At 57.7% G+C, this 11,908-nt stretch carries 12 protein-coding genes; 4 read left to right on the top strand and 8 right to left on the bottom strand.

Annotated features, from left to right (window positions below):
• Positions 1–44: 44 nt before the first annotated feature.
• Positions 45–392 (bottom strand): winged helix-turn-helix transcriptional regulator, encoded by a 348-nt coding sequence (locus BM347_RS04655; RefSeq protein WP_093915196.1) that lies wholly within the window; start codon positions 390–392, stop codon positions 45–47.
• Positions 393–489: 97 nt separating this feature from the next.
• On the opposite strand from BM347_RS04655, the gene BM347_RS04650 reads away from it, so the two are divergent.
• Positions 490–954 (top strand): SRPBCC family protein, encoded by a 465-nt coding sequence (locus BM347_RS04650; RefSeq protein WP_175498484.1) that lies wholly within the window; start codon positions 490–492, stop codon positions 952–954.
• A 106-nt stretch (positions 955–1,060) separates the two neighbouring features.
• On the opposite strand, the gene tyrS is transcribed toward BM347_RS04650, so the two are convergent.
• Positions 1,061–2,344, bottom strand: a complete 1,284-nt coding sequence (gene tyrS, locus BM347_RS04645; protein ID WP_093915194.1) for a tyrosine--tRNA ligase — start codon at positions 2,342–2,344, stop codon at positions 1,061–1,063.
• Between the two features lie 65 nt (positions 2,345–2,409).
• On the opposite strand from tyrS, the gene BM347_RS04640 reads away from it, so the two are divergent.
• Entirely contained in the window at positions 2,410–3,561 is a 1,152-nt protein-coding gene (locus BM347_RS04640; RefSeq protein WP_093915193.1) for an anhydro-N-acetylmuramic acid kinase, read from the top strand.
• A gap of 25 nt (positions 3,562–3,586) precedes the next feature.
• Here BM347_RS04640 and eno read toward each other — a convergent pair whose 3' ends face one another.
• Both eno and BM347_RS04630 read right to left on the bottom strand, forming a co-directional pair.
• Positions 3,587–4,864 (bottom strand): phosphopyruvate hydratase, encoded by a 1,278-nt coding sequence (gene eno, locus BM347_RS04635; protein ID WP_093915192.1) that lies wholly within the window; start codon positions 4,862–4,864, stop codon positions 3,587–3,589.
• Between the two features lie 70 nt (positions 4,865–4,934).
• A complete protein-coding gene (locus tag BM347_RS04630; RefSeq protein ID WP_093915191.1) occupies positions 4,935–5,804 on the bottom strand; it encodes a DMT family transporter in 870 nt (289 codons plus the stop codon).
• 405 nt (positions 5,805–6,209) lie between these two features.
• Here BM347_RS04630 and BM347_RS04625 point away from each other — a divergent pair, with 405 nt between their 5' ends.
• Both BM347_RS04625 and BM347_RS04620 read left to right on the top strand, forming a co-directional pair.
• Entirely contained in the window at positions 6,210–7,535 is a 1,326-nt protein-coding gene (locus tag BM347_RS04625; protein ID WP_093915190.1) for a DEAD/DEAH box helicase, read from the top strand.
• Positions 7,532–7,765, top strand: coding sequence for a hypothetical protein (locus tag BM347_RS04620; RefSeq protein ID WP_093915189.1), 234 nt, complete (start codon positions 7,532–7,534; stop codon positions 7,763–7,765). Before BM347_RS04625 ends, BM347_RS04620 begins: the two co-directional genes overlap by 4 nt.
• Positions 7,766–7,830: 65 nt before the next feature.
• On the opposite strand, the gene BM347_RS04615 is transcribed toward BM347_RS04620, so the two are convergent.
• The 4 genes from BM347_RS04615 to BM347_RS04600 form a co-directional block, all read right to left on the bottom strand.
• The gene (locus tag BM347_RS04615) at positions 7,831–9,072 is read right to left on the bottom strand and encodes an MFS transporter (protein ID WP_093915188.1); all 1,242 of its coding nucleotides are present in this window, start codon (positions 9,070–9,072) and stop codon (positions 7,831–7,833) included.
• A gap of 89 nt (positions 9,073–9,161) precedes the next feature.
• Positions 9,162–9,578: an adenylyltransferase/cytidyltransferase family protein gene (locus BM347_RS04610; RefSeq protein ID WP_175498483.1), complete on the bottom strand. Its 417-nt coding sequence runs from the start codon at positions 9,576–9,578 to the stop codon at positions 9,162–9,164.
• 167 nt (positions 9,579–9,745) lie between these two features.
• A complete protein-coding gene (locus BM347_RS04605; protein ID WP_093915186.1) occupies positions 9,746–10,387 on the bottom strand; it encodes a DsbA family oxidoreductase in 642 nt (213 codons plus the stop codon).
• Positions 10,380–11,897, bottom strand: coding sequence for a class I adenylate-forming enzyme family protein (locus BM347_RS04600; RefSeq protein WP_093915185.1), 1,518 nt, complete (start codon positions 11,895–11,897; stop codon positions 10,380–10,382). The genes BM347_RS04605 and BM347_RS04600 overlap by 8 nt, the downstream gene beginning before the upstream one ends.
• Positions 11,898–11,908: the final 11 nt, after the last annotated feature.

The following is an 11,908-nucleotide window of genomic DNA, read 5'->3' as shown; positions in this document are numbered from 1 at the left end:
GTTTCTTCAATTTCCAGCCATATTACGCAGCTATTTCGCAGTATTTATGGTGCCTTTGACCAACTCTTTCGTGCTTCCCACCATGTGTGCATTTCCTTGAATACGGGCATCAGCCCAACGCCGTCTTCAGTGGCGCTGTATTCAACTTTTGGCGGCACCTCGGCATAGACCACTCTTTCAACGAGACCGTCGCGTTCGAGGTCCCGTAGTTGCTTTGTCAGCATCGTCTGTGTGATTTCAGGGATCGCTTTCCGAAGCTCTCCAAACCTCTTTGTCCCATCAAAGATGAGTATCTGCAGTATCGACAGCTTCCATTTTCCACCGATCATCGCGAAGACAAGTGGTGCGGGACAAAGGTTCGAACTGGATTTGTCGTGCAATTGAAGCTCCATTAGTATCGTTTTGATACTTAAGTATCAAAATACTGCCTACTTTTCAAACCGATTGCATTGAGTAAGTCTAGATCAACCCAGAAAAATGGAGCCTAGCGTGGTCGAACCGTCAAAAAACTATGAAGAAGTCATTCAAGTGTTTGCACCTCAAGAGGCGTGTTTCCAAGCTGTTTCGAAACAGATGGACAAGTGGTGGACCCGATCTGTCGAAGGTGGCCTCGGCGGGGTTGGTGACAAAGTGACTGCGCGTTTCCCGCCCGATTACGGGTTTTGGACGTTTGAGGCCACTTCATTCGAAAGACCGGACCGCATCGAGATGATTTGCACAGACGCGCATCACAAAGTCGAAGGCCAACCCAAGGAGATCGATCAAGAGTGGCTGGGAACAAAGATCATCTGGGAGTTCAAAACGGTTGGAGACAAGACCGAGATCAAGATGATCCACGATGGATTGACACCGACGCTAAACTGTTGGGAGATTTGCCTTGATGGCTGGAACCATTTCTTCAAGAACAGCCTGAAGTCGTTCTTGTGTGGCGAGGAACCAAGCCCGCATGTCTAAACTTTGCAGGCACTAGTCCAACGCGCAGCGTCTGTTGGCTTGGGCTCGAAACGGAACTTAGATACTTTTTGCAGTAGAGGGCAGAGTGACCCGCCCCCCGTTATGTCTACCCCAGTTGCACCAGCGCATGGCGTTTCTTACCCGCGCTCAGCTTGATCGGAGCGGCAAGGGCTGCCGCGTCAATCATCATGCCTGCGTCCGTCAGCGGCGCGTCATTGATCCGCGCGCCGTTTTCCGAGATCAGGCGTTTCGCCTCTTTCCCGGAACCCGCCAGCCCGGATTTCACGATCAACTGCACGATCGACATGCCGTCGCCGATGTCTGAGGCGGTCAACGTCAGGGTGGGTAGGTCATCGCCTACGCCACCCTTTTCAAACACTTCACGGGCGGTCGCTTCGGCGGCTTTGGCCGCTTCGGCACCGTGCAGCAGGGTTGTGACCTCGTTGGCCAGCTTGATCTTTGCGACGTTGATGTCGGACCCTTCCAGCGCGCCCAAACGGTCGCATTCGTCAACCGGCAATTCGGTATAAAGCTTGAGGAAGCGACCCACGTCAGCGTCGGTCGTGTTGCGCCAGAACTGCCAGAATTCGTAGGGCGACAACATGTCAGGGTTCAGCCAGATCGCGCCGGATTGGGATTTGCCCATCTTTTTACCGTCAGATGTGGTTAGCAGTGGCGTGGTCAGGCCGTAAACTTCGCCATCGATCACACGGCGGGTCAGGTCGATACCGTTAACGATATTGCCCCATTGGTCCGATCCGCCCATTTGCAGGATACAGCCATAGCGGCGGTGAAGCTCCATGAAATCATAGGCTTGCAGGATCATGTAGTTGAATTCGAGAAAGGACAGAGACTGTTCGCGGTCAAGGCGTGACTTAACGCTTTCAAACGACAGCATCCGGTTGATCGAAAAATGCCGCCCGATGTCGCGCAGGAAATCGAGGTAGTTCAAATCGTCCAGCCATTCAGCATTGTTGATCATCTGCGCAACATTTTCTGGCCCTACCGCTTCGCTACTTGAGGGCATCGGCCCTTCTTCATAGGTCAGGTAGGCGCTGAACACTTTCTTAATGCCCGCAATGTTATCGTCGATCTGGTCCGGGGTCAGCAGCGGGCGTTCGTCCGCGCGAAACGACGGGTCGCCCACCTTGGTGGTGCCGCCGCCCATCAGGGTGATCGGTTTGCCGCCGGTCTTTTGCAGCCAGCGCAACATCATGATCTGGATCAACGATCCGACATGCAGGGACTTGGCAGTCGCGTCAAATCCGATATAGCCGGGTTGCGCGCCCTTCAACAACGCCTCATCGAGGCCTTGATAATCCGTGCAGTCGGCGACAAAGCCGCGTTCCATCATGATGCGGATAAATTCGGATTTGGGGTGGTATGTCATGGCGCTTGCCCTCAGCTTGGGTGGTGGTGCACTCTATAGGTGCTGAGCAGACAAAGGAAAAGGCCATGAATAAGGCTCACAGGGATCCTATTGCGAAAACAGGTGTATTACGGGCCGCCGGCGCGATGAGCGGGACGTCGCTGGACGGGGTCGATGTGGCTGTGATCGACACGGATGGCCACGATATCATGGGCTTTGGCACATCGGGATACCGTGAATATTCGGGCGAGGAACGCAAGGTGATTGCAGCGGGTTTTGGCAAGTGGTCTGGCCCCGAGGTGCAGGCCGCCACGCAAGTGATCGAGGCCGCGCATCTGGAGGTTTTACAGGATTTCACAGACGTTGATGTGATCGGCTTTCACGGCCAAACGCTGGCCCATGCACCACGCGTCCAAGGAACGTTGCAAGTGGGTGATGGGGCGGGTTTGGCGGACGCTTTGGCCACGCCTGTGGTCTGGGATTTTCGCAGCGCTGATGTTGAACTAGGGGGCGAGGGCGCGCCGCTCGCGCCGTTTTTCCACCATGCCTGCGCACGCTATGCAGGGCTAAGCGGGCCGGTCGCTTTCCTGAATTTGGGCGGCGTGGGGAACCTTACCTGGGTCGATCCGAGTATCAACCGGCCCGAGGCTGAGGGCGCGCTGCTGGCCTTTGATACCGGTCCCGCAAATGCGCCGATCAACGATTTGATGCAATCACGACTGGGATTGACCTATGACATGGGCGGCAAGATCGCGTCAAAAGGCACGGTCGAAACCGGCGCGCTTGAGCTGTTTTTGGCGGAACCCTATTTCGCACGTATGCCGCCCAAGTCATTGGACCGTAATGATTTTGCCGAAATGGTAGCGTTGGTGGGGGAGCTATCTGACTCTGATGCTGCTGCAACCCTGACTGCTATGTGTGCGGCAGGCGTGGCCGAGGCGATGGCCCATTGCCCGCGTGTGCCTGACCGTGTGCTGGTGACGGGCGGCGGGCGGCATAACCCGATATTGATGAAGATGCTGGCGGTTAGTTTGGATTGCCCCGTTGTCCCTATTGAAGATATCGGGCTGGACGGTGATATGCTGGAGGCGCAGGCGTTTGCCTATCTCGCCGTGCGCGTCGCACGGGGGCTGCCGACGTCCTGTCACAGTACCACGGGTGTTCGGGCGGCCGTCGGTGGCGGTACAGTAAGCCTGCCCAAACAAGAAAAAAGCGCGCCGGAACAGCGCGCCTTTTAAATTTAACGGTACAAAACGCCCGCGCTTACCCTTTGAGGATCGAGCGACCTGCGTATTCCGCCGTAACGCCAAGCGCCTCTTCGATGCGGATCAGCTGGTTGTATTTTGCCAGCCGGTCTGACCGCGCCAAGGATCCTGTTTTGATCTGGCCACAGTTTGTCGCCACGGCGAGGTCCGCAATCGTCGCGTCCTCTGTCTCGCCCGACCGGTGGGACATCACGTTGGTAAAGCCCGCGCGATGCGCCATATCGACGGCTTGCAGGGTTTCGGACAGGGTGCCGATCTGGTTGACCTTAACCAGCATCGAGTTTGCCGATCCGCGCTTGATCCCTTCGGCCAGACGGGCAGGGTTGGTCACGAACAAATCATCGCCCACCAGCTGGATCTTATCGCCCAAACGGTCGGTCAGCAGTTTCCAACCGTCCCAGTCATCCTCTGACATGCCGTCTTCGATCGAGATGATCGGATAGTCGGCGCAAAGGGCGGCCAGATAGTCAGCATTTTCGGCGCTCGACAGCGTTTTGCCTTCGCCGGACAGGACATAGTTGCCGTCTTTGTAATACTCAGTCGCCGCGCAATCGAGCGCGAGATAGATTTCCTCGCCGGGTTTGTAGCCTGCTTTTTCAACAGATTTCAGAATAAAATCAAGCGCATCTCGGGTGGAGTTGATGTTGGGGGCAAAGCCGCCCTCATCGCCGATACCGGTGGACAGGCCTGCGGCAGACAGCTCTTTCTTCAGGGTGTGGAACACTTCGGAACCCATGCGCACAGCGTCGCGGATGTTTTCGGCGGCCACTGGCATGATCATGAATTCTTGGATGTCGATGGGGTTGTCCGCGTGTTCGCCGCCATTGATGATGTTCATCATCGGTACCGGCAGCATCCGCGCAGATGTGCCGCCGACATAGCGGAACAAGGGTTGCGAACAGAAATCTGCGGCAGCTTTGGCAGCCGCCAGTGACACACCCAAAATGGCGTTGGCCCCCAGACGTTCCTTGTTATCGGTGCCGTCCAGTTCGATCATTGTTCCGTCGATTTCAACCTGTTCGGTCGCATCAATGCCCACCAGCGCATCCGCAATCTCGCCGTTCACGGCTTCGCAGGCTTGCAACACGCCTTTACCCATATAGCGCGCTTTGTCGCCATCGCGACGCTCGACCGCCTCGTAAGCACCTGTAGACGCGCCCGATGGCACTGCTGCCCGGCCCATTGTGCCGTCTTCCAACGTTACATCGACCTCGACGGTAGGGTTGCCCCGGCTGTCCAGAATTTCGCGGGCATAGATGTCTACGATGGTGCTCATGAGGGGAGATCCTTTTGGCATGGGTGTTTTCGCGCCGCTTTTAACCTGCGGGGGGCAAGATGGAAAGTGTTCAGGCGATGTCTTTGACTTTGCGCTCGCGCCACACGGTATAGATCCCCGACGCAACAATGATCGCAGCACCGATATAGGTCAGCAGATCGGGGCGCTCGCCAAAGATCATGATGCCGATCACAATGGCGAAGAGCAAACGCGTATATCGGAACGGCGTGACAAAGCTGATCTCGCCGATCCGCATAGCCGCAACGATGCCGTAATAGGCCGCCATTCCGATGGACAGCGCCGACACCATGTAAACGCATTGCAAAGCCGTCATAGGGGCAAAGAATGTGCCCGTGGACACCATATGCAGCAACCCGGTCGGTACCAGGGCCAAAAACGCCAGAAATGACAGTTGGAAACTTGAGGTGTGCGTGGGGACGCGCCGGGTTGCCAGATCGCGCATGGACAGGCCTATAACGCCAACCACAGCCAGTAATGACAGCGCTTCAAAGCTCTCCATGCCGGGGCGGATGATCAGGAGTACGCCAAATAGCCCGACCAGGATCGCGCTCCACCGGCGCCAGCCTACGGGATCGCCCAGAAACAGTGCCGCGCCCAATGTAACGGCCAGCGGCGTTGCCTGTAAAATCGCAGAGGCCGAGGAAATCGGCGTAAGTACGATGGCCGACACAAAACCCAAAGTGCCTACGATCTCTCCGAATGCGCGCAGCATAATGGGCCGCGTCAGCATGGACCGCTCAAGCAATGGCTGCGCCTTGACCCGAACGACGATGCCGAAACAGAGCGCACCGCCCAAGCCCAGAATGAACAATATCTGGCCGATTGGAATTTCGTCGCCCATCAATTTGATGAACATATCCTCAAAGGCAAAACCCAGCATCGAAAACACCATGATGATAGCGCCGCGCAGATTGTCCATTTGTCCAAGCCTTTCAAATCATTCCGTCGATCCATGCCGATTTGGCAGGCAATGTGCAAGCGGGGTCGCAGGCCCGTGGGGTGGCGCTGTGGTGTTTGGCTTCACCTTAGTTTGCTACAAGGCGTTGACTTTGCCCGGCGATGCGCCCATCTAGCGTTCAAGCGATGCCTTCTGCCGCGTGAGCAGTTCAGCCTTTGACCCGGATGGGCCATGTCAGTGCAGAGAGATAAGGCCGCCGATGTTCCCAAAATCACGCGTGGGGCCAAGCGCAACAGACAGGGTGTTGGCATCAGGCCGCCCCCTGTGATCTGTTTTGCGTCCCTCGCGGTGGTGCCCTTTGTGCGGCAGCCGCGTGATTTAGACAGGGCCGGCGTTTTGCCGCGCCCTTCGGAAAGACGATAGAAGATGAGCGATTTTGAAATGATGGGCCTGCCGCGCCGTTTGGTCAAAGCCTTGACCAAGATGGGCATGACAGACCCGACCCCCATTCAAAAACAAGCGATCCCCCATGCCATGAATGGCCGCGACGTGATGGGCCTTGCCCAGACGGGCACTGGTAAAACAGCGGCGTTTGGTGTGCCCTTGGTGGCCCAGATGCTAGAGATGGAGGCGCGCCCCGAACCGCGCACTGTGCGCGGGCTCGTGCTGGCCCCGACCCGCGAGCTGGCCAATCAGATCATGGAGAACCTTAAAGGGTTCTGCGAAGGCACCCAACTGAAGACAATGATGGTTGTGGGCGGTCAGTCGATTAACCCACAGATCAAACGCATGGAACGCGGTGTTGATTTGCTCGTGGCCACACCGGGCCGTTTGCTGGACCTGATGGACCGCCGCGCGGTGCTACTGCACAAGACCTCGTTTCTGGTACTCGACGAGGCCGACCAGATGCTGGACATGGGCTTTATCCATGACCTGCGCAAAATCGCGTCCGTGTTGCCCAAAGAGCGCCAAACCATGCTGTTCTCGGCCACCATGCCCAAACTGATGAACGAGATCGCCAACAGCTATCTGATCAGCCCGATCCGCATCGAAGTATCCCCTCCCGGCAAGGCCGCCGATAAAGTCACCCAAGAGGTGCATTTCATCGCCAAGGCCGAGAAAAAATCATTGCTGATCGAATTGCTGGGCAAGCATACCGAAGAACGTGCATTGGTCTTTGGCCGTACCAAACATGGCTGTGAAAAGCTGATGAAGGATCTGGTCAAGGCCGGATTCAAAGCGGCCTCAATTCACGGCAACAAAAGCCAGGGCCAACGGGACCGCGCCATTGAGGCCTTCAAAAAGGGCGATGTAACCGTGTTGGTCGCAACCGATGTGGCAGCGCGCGGTTTGGATATTCCCGATGTGAAACATGTCTATAACTACGAATTGCCCAACGTGCCTGATAACTACGTGCACCGGATCGGCCGCACGGCCCGTGCCGGCAAGGATGGTGCTGCGATTGCCTTTTGCGCGCCCGATGAGATGGGCGAATTGAAAGACATCCAAAAGACCATGAAAATCTCGATCCCTGTTGCCTCCGGTCGCCCGTGGGAGGCGATTGACGAACCGGCCAAGCCCAAAGGCGGCCGGGGGCGTGGTCGCGGCCGTGGTGGGCGTCCAGGTGGCGGTCGCCCGGGTGGTAACGGTGGCGGCGGTAATGGCGGCGGCGAGGGCAAGCCCGTAGGCGCATCCCGGCGTCGGCGCAAGCCCGGTGGCGGTGGCAAACCCGGTGGCCAGCGCGCAGCGTGATCCCGTCTTTACATAAACTGACGATCGGCATTCTCTATGTCGCGGTGGCGCTGCTTGTTGCAGTGCCACCCGTCTACATTATGGGGCTGCCCGCGTCCTGCACGACCCCGCCCTGCGCATTTTCGTCCAGCATGCTTTTCAAGGGTGATGTCATCCTGCTTTGGCTGCTGCCGTTCAGCGTCGCAGCTGTGCTATTGGCGCTGGCGTTTCGGTTAAAAACCACCCGCTGACCGCTTTCCAAATGGACTAAAATCCTCGCCCGAAGGGCGAAACCAGCGCGCTTTACTACACAAGCCTACGCTGATGGTTCACGCACCGCCGCATCTCTTTTGGCAATCCGCCCCATCCGAAGCATCAGTAAAAAACCGGCCGCAGCCAGCGCCAGCACCGACGTGATCAACAGATCAATATCGCCGTCGAACATCAATCCGATGGGGGAGGCGATTAGCGCTGCCAGCACTGTTGATACGGCACCAATCACGGATGCGGCCATGCCCGCAATATGACCCATCGGCTCCATCGCCAAGGCGCTTAGATTGCCCAGGACCAGCCCGGCCTGGAAAAATAGCGACACCTGCCAGATCATGTAAAAGCCAAAGCCAAGAGGATCGGGCAGATTGTCTAGGCCCGCAAACAGCATGATTGCAGAGAGAATGATCTGCGCGCCAAGGGTCAGCGTCACAATCCGCTGCATGCCCAAACGCACCACCAACAGCGCGTTAATCAGGCTCGAGGACCCCGATATCAAGGCGATAACCCCAAACCACAACGGAAAGCTGTCGGCGCGTTCATAGACTTGATCGAAGATGGGCTGCACCAACATCAATGTCGCAAAAAGGATCGACATCGCAAGCGTTTGTACCGCGATTGACAGCCGCACCATGGGGTTGCTGAAAATCTCGACCACGGCGTTCCATAGCAGGCCGATACGCATCGGGCGCCTGTCTTCAACAGCCAGAGTTTCAGGGAGCCGGACCCGCATCCAAATCGTTGAAATTGCTGAGAATACGATAAAGCTGACGAATATACCGCGCCAGCTGGAGAAACTGATAATGACCGCGCCCATGGCGGGGGCAAAGGCGGGCACCAGAACAAAAATCATCATCGCAAATGACATGATCCGCGCCATTTGACGCCCGGAATAAAGGTCACGAATGATCGCAAGCGATACGATACGCGGCCCCGCAGCACCCAGCCCTTGAACGACACGCGCGGCCAGCATCACGTCAAGCGACTGGCTGGCCCAGGCAAGGACGGTTCCCGCGATATACAGTGCTGCTCCGCAGTACACGATGTTTTTCCGCCCATATGCATCAGATAGCGGACCGGTAAAGAACGTCCCCAGACCAAGGCCAAAGATAAAGGCTGTCAGGATCAGGGGCACACGCTCGGGCGTGGCGGGGGCCAAATCAGCTGTGATTTCGGGCAGGGCGGGCAGCATTGCATCGGTGGAAAACGCGATCGTGGCAAATAGCATCGCGATCAGCGCCACAAATTCGGCGCTGCCCATGGGAAAATCAGGTCTGTCGGATTGCATCTGCGCCGCTCCTAGGGGATAGAGCAGCAAATTGCGCCCGTTAATTCACGTCTAGCGTGCACTGCTGGGGAGTGCAATGCGGTGAATAATCAGGCCGACTTTAGGGTGGTATTGTTCCAGTGCGGTATCGGACCTGCGGGCAGATTTACGACCTGCACAATATCGTGCAAATCCTCTATCATGCCCGGGTTGCCACCGCGCAGGGCCAACACCGAAACGTTGTAGTTCACGATGTCGGTACGACGTTGGTCCCAACTGTCCCATGCGATCACACGCGTGACATAGCGGCAGCTTTCCAGGATTGCGCGGCGTGTTTCAAAGGGGGTTGCCGCTCTGTTGCCCACCTGTGCGCAAAACGCATCTGTGGCACATCCCACGATCACTTCGGTGCCCATGCTGGACAGGTCCGCCAGCAGTTTTGCATGGGATGTTTGAAACCCGTCAAAGCGGCCATAGGTCAACACGCTGCGTGACGGCTGGATGGGTCTCTTGATGACACCGGGCACAGCCTGCGCCCGATTACGCACCCCAAGGGGTGGTGTGGAATGATCTAACGTACTGCCCGCTCAATTTTTGAACTGGGGTCTTTGCCCCGTTTAATGAGGGTGATTCTAGGGGGACTGGCCCGCAAAGGCAAAGTGTTTCTGCGGGTTTAGCTGCGGTTTTTGAACGATCAGCCTTGCTGGCGCAAATCGGCCAGCACTTGTTTCCACAGCTCGGGCGGTTGTGCGCCGGGCACAGCATGTTTGCCGCCGACGATAAAGGTGGGGACAGAGTTAATGCCCATCTTGCGGCTATGGGCGTCGCGGTCACGAATGTCTTGCACATCTGAATCCGACGCCAACAAGCGACCGACGACAGATGCATCCATCTCGATCCCGTCAGCGATATCGGCCAGAACTTCGGCATCGCCAATATCGCGCGCATCCACGAAATACGCCTTGAACAGGGCGGATACGGCGGCGGTCTGACGCCCCTCGATACCGGCCCAATGGATCAGCCGATGGGCATCCAGCGTGTTTGGCGTGCGCTTCATGTCCTCGAAATTGATGGTCAGACCGGCCTTTTTCGCGTGCTCTACCACGGGGGCATAGGCTTTGACCGCGCCCTCTTTACCGCCGAATTTGCCTTCCAGATAGGCGCGGCGGTCCATGCCTTGCGCAGGCATGTCGGGGTTCAGTTGAAACGGGTGCCATTCAATCACAAACGGGTGGTCCGGTTCCGACGCCAAGGCGCGGTCCAGATGGGCCTTGCCAATATAGCACCACGGGCAAATCGGATCGGACATGATATCAAGCTTGATCGTCTCAGTCATTTTGCGCCTCATAGCCCGCGCGCAAGGCGCGGCGCAGCAATTTGCCGTTTGCCCCCATGGGCAGCTCTGGCAGATGAACATAAAGGCGCGGTTGTTTGTAGCGCGCCAGATTTTCTTGTGCATAAAGCGCCAGTGCGGCTTCGTCCAGCGGGCTATCTGCTGTGTAAAATGCTGCAATCACGGTCACGTCGGCACGTACGGACACCTCGGTCGCGCCAATGGCCGTGATGCCGGGATATTGGGCCAGCTTTTGTTCCACCTCGATAGGTGACACACGAAACCCGCCGGCGTTCATCATATCGTCGTTGCGCCCCAGATAGGTGATCTGTCCATCCGCGCCCATCACGCCCTGATCGCCTGTCATAAACCAACCATCCTGGAACTTTTCGGCGGTCTGTTCCGGCGCGCCGAAATACCCCAGCATCAGGCCCGGATCGGTTTTATAGACGGCAATCGTGCCCTCGGTACCATAGGGCACAGGGCCGTCGGGGCCGATCAGCGCCACACGCCGCCCCGGTTGCGGGTATCCCAATGATCCGTCGGGCGCAGGACGCGCAGGCGATCCTGACAGAAAGGTTGAACATTCCGACATGCCGTAGGCCTCGTATATCTGCGTGCCGCTGGCCGATTGCCACGCGCTGCGCAGGGCCTCAGGCAATTTCTCCCCCGCGCTTAAACCGTGGCGTAGGCTGGGGATGTCGATGCCGTCATTATGTTTCAGGATCTGCCGGTACACGCCCGGTGCCGCGGCAAACAGGCTCGCGTTCTCTTGGCGCATGATCTGCGGAAGATCGGCCGCCGCGGTGCCCGCTGCGGGGATCAACGCTGTGGCCCCCATTGTCCAAGGGTCCATCAGGCCGGTGCCCAATGTATAGGTCCAGTTGAATGCGCCCGCATGCATTACGCGGTCGGTCTCACGCAGGTCGTACCAACCATCATACATCATTTGCCGCGCCCAGATCGCGCGATGCGCATGCATGACGGCGCTTGGTTTGCCCGATGTGCCTGAGGTGTAAATGATATAGCCCAAGCGCTCGGGATCGCCCATGTGCCAATCGGCGGGCGGCAGATCGCGCATGGTCCGTAAATCCTTGACATCAACCACGCCAGAGCCCTTGGGGCAGGGCACGAGGGGATCACGCAGGATCGCCTTGGGGCGCAATGTGTCAATGATCGCAGATACTTCGGGTTCGGTCAGTGCGGCGGCAGTGGGGACAGGCACCAACCCGGCAGCCAAGGCCCCCAGATAGGCCAGCGGAAAGTCCACCGTATTGCCAAGCCGCATCAAGACGATATCGCCGGGCTTCAGCCCAAGCGCCAAAAGCCCCGTTGCCGTGCCCCGTACCGCGCTCTCAAGGACGTGGTAGCTCCAGTTCTCAGCCCCGTCCTTGCCAATGATCCGCAAGGCGGTTTTATCCCCCAGCCGCCCCGCATGTGTCAGCACATGGGCCGCCATATTAAACGGCGCAGGGCAGGGCGCGTATCCGTCCGAGGGGGAGAGTGATAACATAGCCCATCGCT

Origin of the sequence: Sulfitobacter marinus (assembly GCF_900116285.1) — a bacterium.
Classification (GTDB): Bacteria; Pseudomonadota; Alphaproteobacteria; order Rhodobacterales; family Rhodobacteraceae; genus Sulfitobacter; species Sulfitobacter marinus.
Note: the sequence above shows the minus strand (reverse complement) of the source record. Positions and strands in the feature narration are given on the sequence as shown.